Below are 19,624 nucleotides of genomic sequence, written 5' to 3'. Positions count from 1 at the left end.
CTGTTTAATACGGATAGCACCGAGATTCCATTAGCCACGCCCGATGACAACGGGCCAACGAAGAACTTTGAACCATGGCCACTATCCACGTAGACGGCAAAGACCTCGAGGTCGATGGCGCAGACAACCTGTTACAGGCATGTCTGTCGCTGGGCCTCGACATTCCTTATTTCTGCTGGCACCCCGCCCTTGGCAGCGTTGGCGCTTGTCGCCAGTGCGCGGTCAAGCAGTACACCGACGAGAACGACAAGCGTGGTCGTATCGTCATGTCCTGCATGACCCCGGCCACTGACGGCAGCTGGATTTCCATCGAAGACGAAGAGGCGAAAGTGTTTCGCGCCAGCGTCGTCGAATGGTTGATGACCAACCACCCGCACGACTGCCCGGTCTGCGAAGAAGGCGGTCACTGCCACCTGCAAGACATGACCGTGATGACCGGTCACAACGAGCGTCGCTACCGTTTCAGCAAGCGCACTCACCAGAACCAGGAACTCGGCCCGTTCATCGCTCACGAGATGAACCGCTGCATCGCCTGCTACCGTTGCGTACGCTTCTATAAAGACTACGCCGGCGGCACCGACCTGGGCGTTTTCGGCGCTCACGACAACGTGTACTTCGGCCGTGTCGAAGATGGCGCGCTGGAAAGCGAGTTCTCCGGCAACCTCACCGAGGTCTGCCCGACCGGTGTGTTCACCGACAAGACGCACTCCGAGCGTTACAACCGTAAGTGGGACATGCAGTTCTCGCCGAGCATCTGCCATGGCTGCTCCAGCGGTTGCAACATCAGCCCGGGTGAACGTTACGGCGAAATCCGTCGTATCGAAAACCGCTTCAACGGTTCGGTCAACCAGTACTTCCTGTGTGACCGTGGTCGTTTCGGTTACGGCTACGTCAACCGCGAAGACCGTCCGCGTCAGCCACTGCTGGCCGACGGTCAGGTCAAACTGGGCCTCGATGCAGCACTCGACAAAGCAGCCGATCTGCTGCGCGGTCGTAACATCGTCGGTATCGGCTCGCCTCGCGCCAGCCTGGAAAGCAACTACGCGTTGCGCGAACTGGTGGGTGCCGAGCACTTCTACTCCGGTATCGAAGCCGGCGAACTGGAACGTATTCGTTTGATCGTCAAGGTGCTGAACGACAGCCCGCTGCCGATCCCGACGATGCGTGACATTGAAGACCACGACGCGATTTTCGTCCTCGGCGAAGACTTGACCCAAACCGCAGCACGTATGGCCCTGGGCCTGCGTCAATCGGTCAAGGGCAAGGCCGAAGACATGGCTGCTGCGATGAAAGTCCAGCCATGGCTCGATGCCGCGGTGAAGAACATCGGTCAGCACGCGCAAAACCCATTGTTCATCGCCAGCCTTGCCGAGACCCGTCTCGATGACGTGGCTGAAGAATGCGTTCACGCCGCCCCGGCCGACCTGGCGCGCATCGGTTTCGCCGTGGCCCACGCCATCGACGCCAGCGCACCGGCAGTTGAAGGCCTGGACAGCGAAGCCCTTGAACTGGCTCAGCGTATCGCCACTGCCCTGCTCGCGGCCAAGCGCCCACTGATCATTTCCGGTAGCTCCCTGGGTTCGACCGCACTGATCGAAGCGGCGGCCAACATTGCCAAGGCGCTGAAGCTGCGCGAGAAAGACGGCTCCATCAGCCTGATCGTGCCGGAAGCCAACAGCATGGGTCTGGCAATGCTCGGCGGCGAGTCCCTCGACGACGCGCTGCAAGCAGTGATCTCTGGTAAAGCCGACGCCATCGTGGTGCTGGAAAACGACCTGTATCGCCGTGCCGACGCTTCTGTTGTCGACGCAGCACTGAAAGCCGCGAAAGTGGTGATCGTTGCGGACCATCAGAAGACTCCAACCAGCGATCGTGCCCACCTGGTACTGCCAGCGGCCAGCTTTGCTGAAGGCGACGGTACGCTGGTCAGCCAGGAAGGTCGCGCCCAGCGCTTCTTCCAGGTTTACGATCCGACCTACCTCAACGCCGGCATCCTGATTCACGAAGGCTGGCGCTGGTTGCACGCCCTGCGCGCGACCCTGCTGAACAAGCCCGTGGACTGGACTCAACTCGACCACGTGACCGCAGCCGTTGCCGCAAGCACCGCGCAGCTGGCCGCGATCGTCGACGCGGCGCCGTCGGCTTCGTTCCGCATCAAGGGCATGAAACTGGCGCGCGAACCGCTGCGTTACAGCGGCCGTACCGCCATGCGTGCTGATATCAGCGTGCACGAACCGCGTACTTCGCAAGACAAAGACACCGCGTTCTCCTTCTCCATGGAAGGTTACTCGGGTTCGGCCGAACCGCGTCAGCAGGTGCCGTTCGCCTGGTCGCCGGGTTGGAACTCGCCGCAAGCCTGGAACAAGTTCCAGGACGAAGTCGGCGGCCACCTGCGCGCCGGTGACCCGGGTACTCGCCTGATCGAAAGCCGCGGCGATAACCTGAGCTGGTTCGCCAGCGTACCGGGCGCTTTCGCTCCGGCGCGCGGGACCTGGCAAGTTGTGCCGTTCTACCACCTGTTCGGCAGCGACGAAACCTCGTCCAAAGCCGCACCGGTTCAAGAACGCATTCCAGCCGCCTATGTGTCCCTGGCCAAGTCCGAAGCGGACCGCCTGGGCGTCAACGACGGCGCGTTGCTGAGCCTGATCGTCGACGGTCGCACGCTGCGTCTGCCCTTGCGGATCAACGAAGAACTGGGCGCCGGTCTCGTGGCCCTGCCTGTCGGTCTGGAAGGTATCCCGCCTGCCGTGTTCGGCAAAACCGTTGATGCACTGCAGGAGGCAGCTCTATGACGTGGTTCACCCCTGTAGTCATCGATTCGATCATTTCGGTAGTCAAGGCGATCGTGATTCTGCTGGCCGTGGTGATCTGCGGCGCGCTGCTGAGCTGGGTCGAGCGTCGTTTGCTCGCCCTCTGGCAGGACCGTTACGGTCCGAACCGGGTCGGTCCGTTCGGCGCGTTCCAGATCGCCGCCGACATGCTCAAGATGTTCTTCAAGGAAGACTGGACGCCGCCGTTCGCCGACAAGGTGATCTTCACCCTGGCGCCGGTGGTGGCCATGAGCGCCTTGTTGATCGCGTTCGCCATCATCCCGATCACCGAGACCTGGGTGGTCGCCGACCTGAACATCGGTATCCTGTTCTTCTTCGCCATGGCCGGTCTGTCGGTCTACGCGGTGTTGTTCGCCGGCTGGTCGAGTAACAACAAGTTCGCCCTCCTCGGCAGCCTGCGGGCTTCGGCCCAGACCGTGTCCTATGAAGTGTTCATGGGCCTGTCGCTGATGGGGATCGTAATCCAGGTTGGCTCGTTCAACATGGGCGACATCGTCAGCTATCAGGCTGAGCACTTGTGGTTCATCATTCCGCAGTTCTTCGGTTTCTGTACCTTCTTCATCGCTGGCGTCGCCGTGACTCACCGTCACCCGTTCGACCAGCCGGAGGCCGAGCAAGAACTGGCCGATGGTTACCACATTGAATACGCCGGCATGAAATGGGGCATGTTCTTCGTTGGTGAGTACATCGGTATCGTGCTGATCTCGGCGCTGCTGGTGACCCTGTTCTTCGGTGGCTGGCATGGCCCGTTCAACATTCTGCCGTCGCTGGCGTTCGTCTGGTTCGCCCTGAAGACCGCGTTCTTCATCATGCTGTTCATTCTGCTGCGCGCTTCGATTCCGCGCCCACGCTATGACCAGGTGATGGATTTCAGCTGGAAGTTCTGCCTGCCGCTGACCCTGATCAATATGCTGGTGACCGCCGCGATCGTGTTGATGAACACGTCCGCCGGCGTGGCGCAGTGAGGATATAACCCATGTTCAAATATATATTTGGCATCGTGCATGGCACCTACACCCAGCTTCGCAGCCTGGTGATGATTTTTGGTCATGCCTTTCGCAAACGCGACACCCTGCAATACCCGGAAGAACAGGTGTACCTGCCGCCGCGCTACCGTGGCCGGATTGTCCTGACCCGTGACCCTGACGGCGAAGAGCGTTGCGTAGCTTGCAACCTGTGCGCCGTGGCCTGCCCGGTCGGCTGCATCTCGCTGCAGAAAGCCGAAACCGACGACGGTCGCTGGTACCCGGAGTTTTTCCGTATCAACTTCTCGCGCTGCATTTTCTGTGGCCTCTGCGAGGAAGCCTGCCCGACCACCGCGATCCAGCTGACACCGGATTTCGAAATGGCCGAGTTCAAACGTCAGGATCTGGTTTACGAGAAAGAAGATCTGCTGATCTCCGGCCCTGGTAAAAACCCTGATTACAACTTCTATCGCGTTGCAGGTATGGCCATCGCCGGTAAGCCGAAAGGCTCCGCGCAGAATGAAGCCGAACCGATCAACGTGAAGAGCTTGCTGCCTTAAGGAAGAAAGATGGAATTCGCTTTCTATTTCGCATCTGGCGTTGCTGTTGTGTCCACCCTGCGGGTGATCACCAACACAAACCCGGTGCACGCCCTGCTCTACCTGATCATTTCGCTGATCTCGGTCGCGATGACCTTCTTCAGCCTTGGTGCACCATTTGCCGGGGTCCTGGAAGTAATCGCCTACGCCGGCGCCATCATGGTGCTGTTCGTGTTCGTGGTGATGATGCTCAACCTCGGCCCGGCCTCGGTGCAGCAAGAGCGCGTCTGGCTCAAGCCCGGCATCTGGACCGGCCCGGTGATCCTGGGCGTCCTGCTGCTGGGTGAGTTGTTGTATGTGCTGTTCAACAACTCCACTGGCGCGGCCATTGGTCACACCACCGTCGATGCAAAGACCGTAGGCATCAGCCTGTTCGGTCCTTACCTGCTGGTGGTTGAACTTGCCTCCATGCTGCTGCTCGCGGCAGCGGTGACGGCATTCCATCTCGGCCGTAACGACGAAGGAATCAAGTCATGAATGCTATCCCTCTCGAACACGGCTTGGCGGTTGCCGGCATCCTGTTCTGTCTTGGCCTGGTCGGCCTGATGGTGCGCCGTAACATCCTCTTCGTGCTGATGAGCCTGGAGATCATGATGAACGCCTCTGCCTTGGCCTTCATCGTTGCCGGTAGCCGTTGGGCGCAGCCGGATGGACAGATCATGTTCATCCTGGTGATCAGCCTTGCCGCCGCCGAGGCCAGTATTGGCCTGGCGATCCTGCTGCAACTGTATCGCCGCTTCCACACTCTCGATATCGACGCTGCCAGCGAGATGCGCGGATGAACCTTCTCTTTCTGACCTTTGTATTCCCTCTGATCGGTTTCCTGCTGCTGTCGTTTTCTCGCGGGAAAATTTCCGAAAACCTGGCGGCGCTGATTGGTGTCGGCTCCATGGCCCTGTCGGCGATCGTCGCCGCTTGGGTGATCTGGCAGTTCAACGTCGCGCCGCCTGCCGGTGGCGAGTACACCCAAGTGCTATGGCGCTGGATGTCGGTGGACGGTCTGGAGCCTAACTTCGCCCTGCACCTGGATGGTCTGTCCGTGACCATGCTCGGTGTGGTGGTCGGTGTCGGCTTCCTGATCCACCTGTTCGCTTCCTGGTACATGCGCGGTGAAGCCGGTTACTCGCGTTTCTTCGCTTACACCAACCTGTTTATCGCCAGCATGCTGTTCCTGGTTCTGGCCGATAACCTGTTGTTCCTGTACTTCGGTTGGGAAGGCGTGGGCCTGTGCAGCTACCTGTTGATCGGTTTCTACTACAGCAACCGCAAAAACGGCGACGCGGCACTCAAGGCCTTCATCGTGACCCGGATCGGCGACGTGTTCATGGCCATCGGCCTGTTCATCCTGTTCCAGCAACTGGGCACGCTGAACATTCAAGAGCTGCTGGTGCGTGCACCGGAACACTTCAAGGTCGGTGACTTCTGGATCGTCCTGGCGACCTTGATGCTGCTGGGCGGCGCTGTCGGTAAATCAGCACAACTGCCACTGCAAACCTGGCTGGCCGATGCGATGGCCGGCCCGACGCCGGTTTCCGCGCTGATCCACGCGGCGACCATGGTCACCGCCGGCGTTTACCTGATTGCTCGTACCCACGGTCTGTTCGAACTGGCCCCCGAGATTCTGCATCTCGTAGGCATCGTCGGCGCCGTGACCCTGGTACTGGCCGGTTTCGCGGCACTGGTTCAGACCGACATCAAACGTATCCTCGCCTACTCGACCATGAGCCAGATCGGCTACATGTTCCTGGCGCTGGGCGTGGGTGCCTGGGACGCGGCGATCTTCCACCTGATGATCCACGCCTTCTTCAAGGCGCTGCTGTTCCTCGCTTCCGGTTCGGTGATCGTTGCCTGCCACCACGAGCAGAACATCTTCAAGATGGGCGGCCTGTGGAAAAAACTGCCATTGGCCTACGCCAGCTTCATCGTCGGCGGCGCGGCACTGGCTGCCTTGCCACTGATCACTGCCGGCTTCTACTCCAAGGACGAAATTCTTTGGGAAGCATTCGCCAGCGGTAACCACAATCTGCTGTACGCAGGTTTGGTCGGCGCGTTCATGACCTCGCTGTACACCTTCCGCCTGATCTTCATCGCCTTCCACGGCGAAGCGAAGACCGAAGCGCATGCCGGTCACGGTATCGCTCACTGGCTGCCATTGTCGGTGCTGATTGTGTTGTCGACCTTCATCGGCGCCTTGATCACCCCGCCACTGGCCGGTGTACTGCCGGAAAGCGTCGGTCATGCTGGCGGCGACGCCAAGCACAGCCTGGAAATCGCCTCGGGCGCCATTGCCCTCGCCGGTATCCTGTTGGCGGCCATGCTGTTCCTCGGCAAGCGTCGTTTTGCGACTGCGGTTGCCGAAAGTAGCCTGGGTCGTGTGCTGTCGGCCTGGTGGTTCGCCGCCTGGGGCTTCGATTGGCTGTACGACAAGGTCTTCGTCAAGCCGTATCTGGCGATCAGCCACGTACTGCGCCGGGACCCGCTGGACCAAACCATTGGCCTGATCCCACGGATGGCCAAAGGCGGACACCGCGCCCTGAGCCGCACCGAGACCGGCCAACTCCGTTGGTACGCCGCTTCAATGGCTGCAGGCGCTGTATTGGTGCTTGGCGCCATCGTGCTGGTTGCGGTCTGATATGAACCTTGCGAATTTGCGAAAGGAACTGAGCCTGTCATGATTCTGCCTTGGCTAATCCTGATCCCCTTCATCGGCGGCCTGCTGTGCTGGCAAGGGGAGCGCTTCGGCGCCACCCTGCCACGCTGGATTGCGTTGCTGACCATGACCCTGGAATTCGCTCTCGGCCTCTGGCTGTGGGCCCACGGTGACTTCCACTTTGCCCCGGCGCCTGGCGTTGATCCGACCTGGGTGGTCGAGTTCAAGCAGCCGTGGATCGCCCGCTTCGGCATCAGCGTGCACCTGGCCCTCGATGGCCTGTCGCTGCTGATGGTGTTGCTGACCGGTCTGCTCGGCGTGCTGTCGGTCCTCTGCTCGTGGAAAGAGATCCAGCGTAACGTTGGCTTCTTCCACCTCAACCTGATGTGGATCCTGGGCGGCGTGATCGGCGTGTTCCTCGCCATCGACCTGTTCATGTTCTTCTTCTTCTGGGAAATGATGCTGGTGCCGATGTATTTCCTCATCGCGCTCTGGGGTCACAGCTCTTCGGACGGCAAGAAGACCCGGATCTACGCAGCAACCAAGTTCTTCATCTTCACTCAGGCCAGCGGCCTGATCATGTTGGTGGCGATCCTTGGTCTGGTGCTGGTCAACTACAACAGCACCGGCGTAATCACTTTTGACTACGCCCAGTTGCTGAAAACCAAAATGGCATCGGGCACCGAATTCATCCTGATGCTGGGCTTCTTCATCGCCTTCGCGGTGAAACTGCCGGTGGTGCCGTTCCACTCCTGGCTACCTGATGCTCACGCTCAGGCGCCCACCGCAGGTTCCGTGGACCTGGCCGGTATTTTGCTGAAAACAGCTGCCTATGGTCTGCTGCGTTTCGCCCTGCCGTTGTTCCCTAACGCCTCGGCCGAATTCGCGCCGATTGCCATGGGCCTGGGTCTGGTCGGTATCTTCTACGGTGCGTTCCTCGCGTTCGCCCAGACCGATATCAAGCGCCTGATCGCGTTCTCCAGCGTTTCGCACATGGGCTTTGTACTGATCGGTATCTACTCCGGCAGCCAGCAGGCGCTGCAAGGCGCGGTGATCCAGATGTTGGCTCACGGTCTGTCGGCCGCGGCACTGTTTATCCTCAGTGGCCAGTTGTACGAGCGTCTGCACACCCGAGACATGCGTGAAATGGGCGGTATCTGGTCGCGTATCGCGTACCTGCCGGCGATCAGCCTGTTCTTTGCCGCAGCGTCGCTCGGCTTGCCAGGCACCGGTAACTTCGTCGGTGAGTTCCTGATCCTGATCGGCTCCTTCGTCGGTTCGCCTTGGATCATTGCCATCGCAACCTCGGGTCTGGTGTTCGGTTCGGTGTACTCGCTGATCATGATCCACCGCGCATACTTCGGTCCGGCCAAGTCGGATGAAGTGCTGCACGGTATGGACGGTCGTGAGCTGATCATGGTCCTGGGTCTGGCGGCACTGCTGGTTTACCTCGGCGTGTACCCACAACCGTTCCTCGATACGTCTGCCGCAACGATGCATGGCGTGCAGCAGTGGCTCGGCTCCGCCTTCACTCAACTCGCTTCGGCCCGGTAAGAGCGCTATGGACCTGACGATTCAACACTTTATTGCGCTTGCGCCGCTGTTGATTACCAGCGCCACGATTATCGTGGTGATGCTGGCGATCGCCTGGCGTCGCAACCATTCGCAAACCTTCCTGCTCACCGTGGGCGGTCTCAACCTGGCATTGCTGTCGATCTACCCGGCGCTGAAAGTTGCGCCGCTGGTGGTCACCCCCCTGCTGCAGATCGATAACTTTGCCTGCCTGTACATGGCGATCATCCTGGCCTCGACCCTGGCCTGTGTGACGCTGGCTCATGCCTACCTGGGTGAGAAGACCTCCGGCTACCCTGGTAACCGCGAAGAACTGTACCTGCTGATCCTGATGGCTGCGGCCGGTGGTCTGGTACTGGTCAGCGCGCAACACCTGGCGAGCCTGTTCATCGGCCTGGAACTGTTGTCGGTGCCGGTCTACGGTCTGGTGGCGTACGCCTTCTTCAACAAGCGCTCGCTCGAAGGCGGCATCAAGTACATGGTGCTGTCGGCGGCCGGCTCCGCGTTCCTGTTGTTCGGTATGGCGTTGCTGTACGCCGAAGCCGGTTCCCTGAGCTTCACCGGTATCGGTCAAGCGCTGGCGGCCACCGGCCTGCCTAGCCCGATCGCGCAACTGGGTCTGGCGATGATGGTGGTTGGTCTGGCGTTCAAGCTGTCGCTGGTGCCATTCCACTTGTGGACACCGGACGTGTACGAAGGTGCTCCGGCGCCGGTCGCCGCCTTCCTGGCAACCGCCAGTAAAGTGGCCGTGTTCGCGGTGATGGTGCGTCTGTTCCAGATCTCCCCTGCTGCCAGCAGTGGCGTGCTGTACAACGTGCTGGCGGTGATTGCAGTTGCGTCGATCCTGATCGGTAACCTGCTGGCACTGACCCAGACCAACCTCAAGCGTCTGCTGGGTTACTCGTCCATTGCCCACTTCGGTTACCTGATGATCGCGCTGGTTGCGAGCAAAGGCATCGCGGTCGAGGCCATCGGCGTGTACCTGGTGACCTACGTGATCACCACGCTGGGCGCTTTCGGGGTTGTGACCCTGATGTCCTCGCCTTACAGCGGTCGTGATGCGGACGCTCTGTTCGAGTTCCGTGGCCTGTTCTGGCGTCGTCCATACCTCACGGCGGTGATGACCGTGATGATGCTGTCGCTGGCGGGTATCCCGCTGACCGCTGGCTTCATCGGCAAGTTTTACATCATCGCCACCGGCGTTGAATCGCACCTGTGGTGGCTGATCGGTTCGCTGGTCATCGGCTCCGCCATCGGCGTGTTCTACTACCTGCGTGTGATGGTGACCCTGTTCCTGGTCGAGCCAAGCCTGCGTCGCCACGATGCCCCGTTCAACTGGGCACAGCGTACTGGCGGCGTGATGCTGCTGGTGATCGCGGTTCTGGCCTTCATCATGGGTGTTTATCCACAACCTCTGCTGGACATGGTGCATCACGCAGGCCTGCAACTGGTCAGCTGACGCTCCCCGGTCAAAGAGAAGCCCTGCATTTGCAGGGCTTTTTTTATGCCCGATGGAACGTTAGCCGGGCAGGCGGACCGTTTGTTTGTTTTCGACGAAGATCTCCCATGTCGACATAAACAACGCCGCCACCAGTGGCCCGATGACAAAGCCGTTGAGGCCAAATACCGCAATGCCGCCCAGGGTCGAGATCAGGATCAGGTAGTCCGGCATGCGCGTGTCCTTGCCTACCAGGATCGGCCGCAACACCGTGTCGACCAGGCCGATCACGAAGATGCCGAACAACCCCAGCACCACGCCTTGCCAGATCATGCCATTGATCAAGAAGTACACGGCAACCGGCGCCCAGACGATCGCCGCCCCTATCGCCGGCAGCAATGATGCGAACGCCATCACCACCGCCCAGAGCAACGCACTGGAGATATCGAGGCACCAAAAAATCAGGCCGCCCAGTATGCCCTGGACCACTGCCATCACCAGATTGCCTTTCACCGTGGCCCGCACCACGCGATTGAACTTCAACTGCAAAAGACGTTTCTGGTGTTCAGCCAGCGGAATGGCCGTGCGAACCCGGCGCACCATGTCCGTTCCATCGCGCAGCAGGTAGAACAGCAGGTAGAGCATGATGAAAAAGCTCACCATGAAATCGAAGGTGCCCTGCCCTACCGTGAACGCCTGGGTCGCCAGGTACTGACTGCCTTGCATCGCCGCCTTGGCGATCTTGTCGCGCAGGCCATTGAGGTCACCCATGCCAAGGTGATCCAGCAAGTGTCTGAAGTAAGGCGGCAGCAGGGTTTTGAACTGTATGACGTAGCTGCTGATGTCCAATTGGCCGCTTTCGATGTTCTTGTACAGCATGGCGCCTTCCTGGATCAGCAACAGGCAAATCACGATCACCGGCAGGATTGCGATCAGCAGGCAGATCGCCAGGGTACACAGCGCTGCCAGATTGCGTTGCCAGCGTAGCTTCAGTAGCAAACGCCGCTGTAGGGGGGCGAACAGTACGCCAAGGATGACGGCCCAAAACACCGCGCCGTAAAACGGCAACAGAATCCAGATGAAGGCCAGGGTGACGATCGCCAACAGGCCGAGGAAGATTCTGTGTTGAAACGATTTTTCGTTCATGTCCCGCCCCTGTGAGTAACGCACTAGTCCTAAGGATTAGTCCATTAATCGGCAGGCGAGTGCCGTTGGCAGTGGAATCGGTGACGACAAGCAGCATCGCGTAACCCTGTTGGAGCTGCCGAAGGCTGCGAAAAGGCCGGAACGGCCTTTGGGCCGTAAGCATCGCAGCCTCCGGCGGCTCCTACAGGTGATGTGTGATGCAGAAATCAGATACGGAACTGTCCGACCAGTTGCCCCAGGCGCTGGCCAAGGTCAGCCAGGTTGCGCGAGGTGTGGGCGCTTTTTTGGGTTTGATCGGCCACATTTTCTACCGACTCGGCGATCTGGTGCACGCTGCGATTGATTTCCTCAGCCACCGCCGTCTGTTCTTCCGCCGCGCTGGCGATCTGCGCGTTCATCGAGTTGATGGTGCCGATCAACGAGGCGATGGTATCCAGCGACAAACCGGCTTCGTTGGCCCGTGCCGACGTACCGTCGCCCGCTTCACTGGAGCGACGCATGGCCTCGACCGCGCCTTGAGTACCCGTCTGCAAGCGATCGATCATCCCTTGAATCTCTTGCGTGCTCTGCTGGGTACGACTGGCCAGTGCCCGTACTTCGTCAGCCACCACCGCGAATCCACGCCCGGCCTCGCCTGCACGCGCAGCCTCAATAGCGGCGTTGAGGGCCAGCAGGTTAGTCTGCTCGGCAATCGAACGGATCACCCCCAGCACACTGACAATCGACGACACGTCGTTCTGCAAGCTGTCGAGGGACGTGCCGCTGCTGCGAATGTCACTGACCAGCGCATGGATCTGCTTGATGCTGCCGTCCACCACGCGTTTCGCCGCCTGACCTTCCGCGTCGGTCTGTTGCGCCGCGACCGCCGCCCCCTGTGCGCTTTTCGCCACTTCCTGGGCTGCCGCAGACATTTCGTTGATCGCCGTCGCCACTTGATCGGTTTCGTGACGTTGACGCTCCATGGCCTTCTCGGAGCGATGAGCCTGATCGGACACTTCGCTGACCAGTCCGGTCAGTTGCGAGGTCATTTCAGCGATCTGCCTGACCAGCCCATGGATCTTGTCGACGAAGCGGTTAAACGAACCCGCCAGTTCACCCAGCTCATCACCGCTGGTTACGGGCAGGCGACGCGTCAGATCACCGTCACCTGAGGCGATGTCGTCGAGGCTGTCTTTCATCAGGCGCAACGGACGGATGATGGTGCCGGTGAGGAACGCGCCACCGATGATAATCAACACCAGTACCAGCACTGTGATGCCAGCGATGCTCATCAGCATGCTCTGCATGCGCGCATCGACATCCTTCTCAACCACGGCAACCCGCGCTTCGATTCCGTCGAGATTGATCGACGAGCCGAGGGCCATGTCCCATTTGGAGAGGTAATCGGTATAACCTAACTTTGGCACTGATTCCGACTTACCGGGCAGCGCGGAAGAATATTGCAAGTAGTGAGTGCCGGCTTTGCCCACCGCGACCAAATCGCGGTTGTAATAAACGCCGTTGGCGTCTTTGACGTCGTTAAAACTCTTGCCGATGTCATCAGGGCTATTGCCCTTAAACATACGCACCGCGCCCGAGTCATAACCGAAGAAATAACCGTCTTTGCCGTAGGACATGCCTGACAGCATCTTTATCGCCTGCGCCCGTGCAACGGTGTCGCCGGGTGCCGACGCGTCATACAACGGCTTGACCGCCCCCATGGCCACCATCACGTAGTTCTGCAGAGTGGTTTTTGCATCAGCCAGCAGGCGCTGCCGGGTGTCTTCGACTTCTTTGCGGGCCTGGTTCTGTAACATGACCACGGTTGAAGCGCCGATCACTAACGCAAAGATTAATACCGGCAGTACAGCCAACGACAGCACTTTTGCCTTCAAGTTAAGACGCATACGTTTCCACTCTTATTAGCATTCAGTGTTTTGGTTGTAACGTTTAGAGGGTTAGCGGCTCAGGCGCGGAAAAGTTGAGAAACGTCTGTCGGCATTGTAAGGAAAATCTTCTTTTGTAGCGGAATGGGAAACGCCACAAAAGGTGGCCCACGGTGGACTAATCGCTGATCGTGCGCTCGGGCAGCTCAATGCGCACGTGCAGCCCCCCCAGCGGGCTGGTCAGCAAATGCAAGTGACCGCCCCAGGCGTCGACGATATCGCGAACGATCCCCAGCCCCAACCCGTGGCCACTGATTTGCTCGTCCAGGCGCGTGCCACGGCTAAATACCTCATCGCGACGGGACTCGGGAATGCCGGGGCCGTCGTCATCGACCTGGATGCAGAACTGCTGCGGCGTGTGGCTAATGGTCAGACGTACCTCGCTGTCAGCCCATTTACAGGCGTTATCCAACAGATTGCCCAACAGTTCGAGCAGGTCTTCTCGGTCCCATGGCAGGTGCAGCCTCGGTGTCACCTGCTGGCTGAGCGTCAGGTGTTCACCGTGAATCATGCCCAGCGTGGCGATCAGACCGGGTAACTCCGCATCGCAATCAAACTGCGCACCCGGAAGCGTGTCACCGGACAGGCGAGCGCGATTCAACTCTCGGCTCAGTCGCTGCTGAATCTGCTCCAACTGCACCTTGAGCGTGGCGCGAAGTTCGGGGCAGGCATCCAGTTGGTCGCTCGACGCGAGGCTGACCAACACCGCCAGCGGCGTTTTCAACGCATGCCCCAGATTGCCCAGGGCATTGCGCGAGCGCTTGAGGCTGTCTTCGGTGTGTGCGAGCAAATGATTGACCTGCGCCACCAGTGGTTCTAGCTCCAGCGGCACCCGATCATCGAGCTGCGAGCGCTGCCCCAGTTGCAACTGGGCGATCTGTTCGCGGCCGGTTTCAAGCGGGCGCAAAGCGCGGCGTACGGTCAGGCGTTGCAGCACCAGAATCACGATCATCGCCAGTAAGCCGAGTCCCAGGCCAATCTGCTGGACCTGCTGGAAACTGGCCTTTACCGGCGTGTAGTCCCGCGCCACGGTAATGGACAGCGTCTGACCGAAACGACGGTAGTCCGTGCGCAGCACCAGCAACGACTGGCCGCTGCCCGCGAGCTCGAAGTGGGAATGCAGCCCAATGGTGTCGGGGGCTGACAGTTCAAGGTCCCACAACGATCGCGAGCGCCAGTGCGCGCCCGGCAGATCAACGCGGAAGTAGCGGCCGGAATAAGGCTGTTGATACGCCGGTGGCAGGTGTTGCTCATTCAGCTGTATGCCCTGAGGACCGCGTGCGAACGCCACCAACAGGTTTTCGCTGTCGTTGCGCAGGCCTGATTCCAGATAGCGTTGCAGGCCCAGCTCGAACAGCCACAGGCTGGTTTGTGCCAGGACCAGACCGACCACTAACAACACGCCGATCAAACCGAGGCTGAGGCGCGCCTGCATCGACCTCACTCAGTCGCTCCAGTAAAGCAGTAGCCCTGGCCACGGCGCGTTTCGATCACCGCGCGACCGAGCTTGCGACGCAGGTGATTGACGTGAACTTCAATCACGTTGGAGTCGCGTTCACTTTCGCCGTCATACAAGTGCTCGGCCAGATGGCTTTTGGAGAGCACGTGTTCAGGGTGCAGCATAAAGTAACGCAGCAGGCGGAATTCCGCGGCCGTCAGTTGGATATCGACACCACCGCGGGTCACACACTGCCGACCCTCATCCAGATCGAGGCCCGCCGCTGCAAGCGTCGGCTGATTGGCCAGGCCGTGAGCACGACGCAACAGCGCCTGGATGCGCAGCTGCAACTCCTCGGGATGAAAAGGTTTGCACAGGTAGTCATCGGCCCCGGCCTTGAGGCCTTCGATACGCTCCGCCCATGAACTCCGAGCCGTGAGAATCAATACCGGCGTCACCAGACCGCCGGCGCGCCATTGCTGGAGTACATCAAGCCCCGGCAACCCGGGAAGACCGAGATCGAGAATGATCAGATCGTAAGGTTCGCTCGCGCCCTGATACACCGCATCACGTCCATCGGCCAGCCAGTCCACGGCATAACCCTGGCGATTGAGTCCGGCAACCAGCTCATCCGCCAGCGGCACATGATCCTCAACCAATAACAAACGCATCAATCATCTTCCTTGTCCTTTAGTAATCGACTGTCACGGGCATCGAACTGCAGCTCTCGGACCACGCCCTCCAGGGTCAATAGTTCGATCTCATAGAGATAAGCACCTTTTTTCTCCTTGAGTTCAGTCTCCAGCAACCTGGCACCGGGGTATCGCGCCAAGGCCTGGCCAATCAGTTCTTCAAGCGGCCTGACGAGACCTTGCTGGCGCAACATCAGTACTTCGTCCTGATCCAGGTCCCGCGCGTCCACGCTGGAACACAGCAGGATGAAAAACACGGCGACGCAGCGGTAGCGTTTTACGCCCCGTCTACGAGTCTTGAAGGTCTTTGAAAGTTCGATGGCTGGCAGCTCCCGGTATCCATGGCGCACAGCCGCCGGAATAAACCCGTTTAATCGCCGTCAGAATAAACGCTGCCACTTAATTGAAACTGAATTCATCGGATCGACTTTTATCGGCAGTAGCCACGCTGTTTATAATCTACGACCCGTTCGGCTGAGGTTTCCATGGGTGCTATCCAGATACAGTATCCCGCCTTGACGGCCAAGGCGGGTAAACGCGCGACTGGGTGAGGAATTTGCTGAACTGGCTGATCGATACCTGCTTGGCGAACGGCTGTTGCCGCTGAGTTGACACGCGGGTCAGTTGTTTGGCCCGTCGGCAAACCATTACTGCTAAACTGCGCACCTGCTTTTTCGCTTGGGCGAATGCCACTTTATAGAGTTGAAGATACCGTGGAAATTTTCAAAGAGTTCACCTTCGAATCCGCACACCGCCTTCCCCACGTCCCGGATGGACACAAGTGCGGTCGCCTGCATGGTCACTCCTTTCGCATCGCGATTTACCTGCAGGGCGAACCCGATCCACACACCGGCTGGATTCGTGACTTCTCGGAAATCAAAACGATCTTCAAGCCGCTCTATGAGCGTCTCGATCACAACTACCTGAACGACATCCCTGGCCTGGAAAACCCGACCAGTGAAGTCCTGGTGAAATGGATCTGGAATGAGTTGAAGCCATTACTGCCGGAACTGTCGGCCATTCGTATTCACGAGACATGCACCAGCGGCTGTGTTTATCGCGGCGACTGAATTCGACTGGCATAAAAAAACCACCTTCTCGGTGGTTTTTTTTGTCCGGAATTTGTGGCCAGCGTAGGCCTATCTGGCAAGCCCCGCAGTCCGGCTTGCCGGCGATGGCGGTCTTCAAGGTGCTATCGCCGGCAAGCCGGGCTGCTACGGGGATTTGGTATTTCAGGGTTTTCCGCGCACAAAAACAAAACCCCTGTTCGCGTTAGCAAACAGGGGTTTCGGAATTTAATCTTGACGATGACCTACTCTCACATGGGGAAACCCCACACTACCATCGGCGATGCATCGTTTCACTGCTGAGTTCGGGATGGGATCAGGTGGTTCCAATGCTCTATGGTCGTCAAGAAATTCGGGTACTGACACGTCTTTCAACGTTTCAGCAAATCGGGTATGTGATAGCAATCTGTGTGCTGCAAATTTTCGTCGTTTGCGTCTTCACACCTGCATTTGCTTGTCTCTAAGCAAATTGCTTGGGTGTTATATGGTCAAGCCTCACGGGCAATTAGTATGGGTTAGCTCAATGCCTCACAGCACTTACACACCCCACCTATCAACGTCGTAGTCTTCGACGGCCCTTCAGGGGACTCAAGGTCCCAGTGAGATCTCATCTTGAGGCTAGTTTCCCGCTTAGATGCTTTCAGCGGTTATCTATTCCGAACATAGCTACCCGGCAATGCCACTGGCGTGACAACCGGAACACCAGAGGTTCGTCCACTCCGGTCCTCTCGTACTAGGAGCAGCCCCTCTCAAATCTCAAACGTCCACGGCAGATAGGGACCGAACTGTCTCACGACGTTCTAAACCCAGCTCGCGTACCACTTTAAATGGCGAACAGCCATACCCTTGGGACCGGCTTCAGCCCCAGGATGTGATGAGCCGACATCGAGGTGCCAAACACCGCCGTCGATATGAACTCTTGGGCGGTATCAGCCTGTTATCCCCGGAGTACCTTTTATCCGTTGAGCGATGGCCCTTCCATACAGAACCACCGGATCACTAAGACCTACTTTCGTACCTGCTCGACGTGTCTGTCTCGCAGTCAAGCGCGCTTTTGCCTTTATACTCTACGACCGATTTCCGACCGGTCTGAGCGCACCTTCGTACTCCTCCGTTACTCTTTAGGAGGAGACCGCCCCAGTCAAACTACCCACCATACACTGTCCTCGATCCGGATAACGGACCTGAGTTAGAACCTCAAAGTTGCCAGGGTGGTATTTCAAGGTTGGCTCCATGCAGACTGGCGTCCACACTTCAAAGCCTCCCACCTATCCTACACAAGCAAATTCAAAGTCCAGTGCAAAGCTATAGTAAAGGTTCACGGGGTCTTTCCGTCTAGCCGCGGATACACTGCATCTTCACAGCGATTTCAATTTCACTGAGTCTCGGGTGGAGACAGCGCCGCCATCGTTACGCCATTCGTGCAGGTCGGAACTTACCCGACAAGGAATTTCGCTACCTTAGGACCGTTATAGTTACGGCCGCCGTTTACCGGGGCTTCGATCAAGAGCTTCGCGTTAGCTAACCCCATCAATTAACCTTCCGGCACCGGGCAGGCGTCACACCCTATACGTCCACTTTCGTGTTTGCAGAGTGCTGTGTTTTTAATAAACAGTCGCAGCGGCCTGGTATCTTCGACCGGCATGGGCTTACGCAGTAAATGCTTCACCCTCACCGGCGCACCTTCTCCCGAAGTTACGGTGCCATTTTGCCTAGTTCCTTCACCCGAGTTCTCTCAAGCGCCTTGGTATTCTCTACCCAACCACCTGTGTCGGTTTGGGGTACGGTTCCTGGTTACCTGAAGCTTAGAAGCTTTTCTTGGAAGCATGGCATCAACCACTTCGTCGCCTAATGGCAACTCGTCATCAGCTCTCGGCCTTAGACTCCCGGATTTACCTAAGAGTCCAGCCTACCACCTTAAACTTGGACAACCAACGCCAAGCTGGCCTAGCCTTCTCCGTCCCTCCATCGCAATAACCAGAAGTACAGGAATATTAACCTGTTTTCCATCGACTACGCTTTTCAGCCTCGCCTTAGGGACCGACTAACCCTGCGTCGATTAACGTTGCGCAGGAAACCTTGGTCTTTCGGCGTGGGTGTTTTTCACACCCATTGTCGTTACTCATGTCAGCATTCGCACTTCTGATACCTCCAGCAAGCTTCTCAACTCACCTTCACAGGCTTACAGAACGCTCCTCTACCGCATCACCTAAGTGATACCCGTAGCTTCGGTGCATGGTTTGAGCCCCGTTACATCTTCCGCGCAGGCCGACTCGACTAGTGAGCTATTACGCTTTCTTTAAAGGGTGGCTGCTTCTAAGCCAACCTCCTAGCTGTCTAAGCCTTCCCACATCGTTTCCCACTTAACCATGACTTTGGGACCTTAGCTGACGGTCTGGGTTGTTTCCCTTTTCACGACGGACGTTAGCACCCGCCGTGTGTCTCCCATGCTCGGCACTTGTAGGTATTCGGAGTTTGCATCGGGTTGGTAAGTCGGGATGACCCCCTAGCCGAAACAGTGCTCTACCCCCTACAGTGATACATGAGGCGCTACCTAAATAGCTTTCGAGGAGAACCAGCTATCTCCGAGCTTGATTAGCCTTTCACTCCGATCCACAGGTCATCCGCTAACTTTTCAACGGTAGTCGGTTCGGTCCTCCAGTTAGTGTTACCCAACCTTCAACCTGCCCATGGATAGATCGCCCGGTTTCGGGTCTATTCCCAGCGACTAGACGCCCTATTAAGACTCGCTTTCGCTACGCCTCCCCTATTCGGTTAAGCTCGCCACTGAAAATAAGTCGCTGACCCATTATACAAAAGGTACGCAGTCACCCAACAAAGTGGGCTCCCACTGCTTGTACGCATACGGTTTCAGGATCTATTTCACTCCCCTCTCCGGGGTTCTTTTCGCCTTTCCCTCACGGTACTAGTTCACTATCGGTCAGTCAGTAGTATTTAGCCTTGGAGGATGGTCCCCCCATATTCAGACAAGGTTTCTCGTGCCCCGTCCTACTCGATTTCATTGCAAAGAGATTTTCGCGTACAGGGCTATCACCCACTATGGCCGCACTTTCCAGAGCGTTCCGCTAATCTCAATACAACTTAAGGGCTGGTCCCCGTTCGCTCGCCACTACTAAGGGAATCTCGGTTGATTTCTTTTCCTCAGGGTACTTAGATGTTTCAGTTCCCCTGGTTCGCCTCTTATGCCTATGTATTCAGCATAAGATAACTGTCTTATGACAGCTGGGTTCCCCCATTCAGACATCTCCGGATCACAGTCTGTTTGCCGACTCCCCGAAGC

14 protein-coding genes and 2 rRNA genes (1 of these 16 only partly in view) are annotated in these 19,624 nt (G+C 58.3%); 9 read left to right on the top strand and 7 right to left on the bottom strand.

All coding sequences use genetic code 11. From position 1 onward, the window contains the following. Positions 1 to 74 precede the first annotated feature (74 nt). Genes nuoG through nuoN form a run of 8 tightly spaced genes read left to right on the top strand, consistent with a single transcriptional unit; the run spans position 75 to position 10,076 of the window. The gene (nuoG, locus tag ACF0H7_RS09280; RefSeq protein ID WP_397452466.1) at positions 75 to 2,792 is read left to right on the top strand and encodes an NADH-quinone oxidoreductase subunit NuoG; all 2,718 of its coding nucleotides are present in this window, start codon (positions 75 to 77) and stop codon (positions 2,790 to 2,792) included. After that, complete coding sequence (nuoH, locus tag ACF0H7_RS09275) at positions 2,789 to 3,796, top strand: NADH-quinone oxidoreductase subunit NuoH (protein ID WP_397452465.1); 1,008 nt, start codon at positions 2,789 to 2,791, stop codon at positions 3,794 to 3,796. The genes nuoG and nuoH overlap by 4 nt, the downstream gene beginning before the upstream one ends. An 11-nt stretch (positions 3,797 to 3,807) precedes the next feature. Continuing rightward, a complete protein-coding gene (gene nuoI, locus ACF0H7_RS09270) occupies positions 3,808 to 4,356 on the top strand; it encodes an NADH-quinone oxidoreductase subunit NuoI (RefSeq protein ID WP_397452464.1) in 549 nt (182 codons plus the stop codon). A 9-nt stretch (positions 4,357 to 4,365) separates the two neighbouring features. After that, positions 4,366 to 4,872 (top strand): NADH-quinone oxidoreductase subunit J, encoded by a 507-nt coding sequence (nuoJ, locus tag ACF0H7_RS09265; protein WP_397452463.1) that lies wholly within the window; start codon positions 4,366 to 4,368, stop codon positions 4,870 to 4,872. After that, a complete protein-coding gene (nuoK, locus tag ACF0H7_RS09260) occupies positions 4,869 to 5,177 on the top strand; it encodes an NADH-quinone oxidoreductase subunit NuoK (protein ID WP_397452462.1) in 309 nt (102 codons plus the stop codon). The genes nuoJ and nuoK overlap by 4 nt, the downstream gene beginning before the upstream one ends. Next, positions 5,174 to 7,027 (top strand): NADH-quinone oxidoreductase subunit L, encoded by a 1,854-nt coding sequence (gene nuoL, locus ACF0H7_RS09255; RefSeq protein ID WP_397452461.1) that lies wholly within the window; start codon positions 5,174 to 5,176, stop codon positions 7,025 to 7,027. Before nuoK ends, nuoL begins: the two co-directional genes overlap by 4 nt. Before the next feature lie 39 nt (positions 7,028 to 7,066). Continuing rightward, positions 7,067 to 8,599: an NADH-quinone oxidoreductase subunit M gene (nuoM, locus tag ACF0H7_RS09250; protein WP_397452460.1), complete on the top strand. Its 1,533-nt coding sequence runs from the start codon at positions 7,067 to 7,069 to the stop codon at positions 8,597 to 8,599. 7 nt (positions 8,600 to 8,606) lie between these two features. Further along, on the top strand, positions 8,607 to 10,076 hold the full coding sequence (gene nuoN / locus ACF0H7_RS09245) for an NADH-quinone oxidoreductase subunit NuoN (RefSeq protein ID WP_397452459.1): 1,470 nt from the start codon (positions 8,607 to 8,609) through the stop codon (positions 10,074 to 10,076). Between the two features lie 60 nt (positions 10,077 to 10,136). Here the strand turns inward: nuoN and ACF0H7_RS09240 are convergent, their stop codons facing one another. The 5 genes from ACF0H7_RS09240 to ACF0H7_RS09220 form a co-directional block, all read right to left on the bottom strand. Continuing rightward, positions 10,137 to 11,201 (bottom strand): AI-2E family transporter, encoded by a 1,065-nt coding sequence (locus ACF0H7_RS09240; RefSeq protein ID WP_397452458.1) that lies wholly within the window; start codon positions 11,199 to 11,201, stop codon positions 10,137 to 10,139. 206 nt (positions 11,202 to 11,407) lie between these two features. After that, positions 11,408 to 13,087: a methyl-accepting chemotaxis protein gene (locus ACF0H7_RS09235; RefSeq protein WP_397452457.1), complete on the bottom strand. Its 1,680-nt coding sequence runs from the start codon at positions 13,085 to 13,087 to the stop codon at positions 11,408 to 11,410. Positions 13,088 to 13,244: 157 nt separating this feature from the next. After that, positions 13,245 to 14,570: a sensor histidine kinase gene (locus ACF0H7_RS09230; RefSeq protein ID WP_397452456.1), complete on the bottom strand. Its 1,326-nt coding sequence runs from the start codon at positions 14,568 to 14,570 to the stop codon at positions 13,245 to 13,247. Further along, on the bottom strand, positions 14,567 to 15,235 hold the full coding sequence (locus ACF0H7_RS09225) for a response regulator transcription factor (protein WP_397452455.1): 669 nt from the start codon (positions 15,233 to 15,235) through the stop codon (positions 14,567 to 14,569). The genes ACF0H7_RS09230 and ACF0H7_RS09225 overlap by 4 nt, the downstream gene beginning before the upstream one ends. Further along, positions 15,235 to 15,513, bottom strand: a complete 279-nt coding sequence (locus ACF0H7_RS09220; RefSeq protein WP_397452454.1) for a PepSY domain-containing protein — start codon at positions 15,511 to 15,513, stop codon at positions 15,235 to 15,237. Before ACF0H7_RS09220 ends, ACF0H7_RS09225 begins: the two co-directional genes overlap by 1 nt. Positions 15,514 to 15,969: 456 nt before the next feature. Here ACF0H7_RS09220 and queD point away from each other — a divergent pair, with 456 nt between their 5' ends. Further along, positions 15,970 to 16,326 carry a 6-carboxytetrahydropterin synthase QueD gene (gene queD / locus ACF0H7_RS09215; protein WP_397452453.1) on the top strand — a complete coding sequence of 119 codons (357 nt, stop codon included), beginning with the start codon at positions 15,970 to 15,972 and terminating at the stop codon, positions 16,324 to 16,326. Between the two features lie 229 nt (positions 16,327 to 16,555). Here queD and rrf read toward each other — a convergent pair. Continuing rightward, a 5S ribosomal RNA gene (gene rrf, locus ACF0H7_RS09210) occupies positions 16,556 to 16,671 on the bottom strand. Positions 16,672 to 16,807: 136 nt separating this feature from the next. Beyond that, positions 16,808 to 19,624: ribosomal RNA gene (locus tag ACF0H7_RS09205) — 23S ribosomal RNA — on the bottom strand (it continues 74 nt past the right edge of the window).

The sequence above is a fragment of the Pseudomonas sp. NA-150 genome, from assembly GCF_044336365.1.
Lineage (GTDB): Bacteria > Pseudomonadota > Gammaproteobacteria > Pseudomonadales > Pseudomonadaceae > Aquipseudomonas.
The sequence above is the reverse complement of the archived record's forward strand: the minus strand, read 5'-3'. Positions and strand labels throughout refer to the sequence as shown.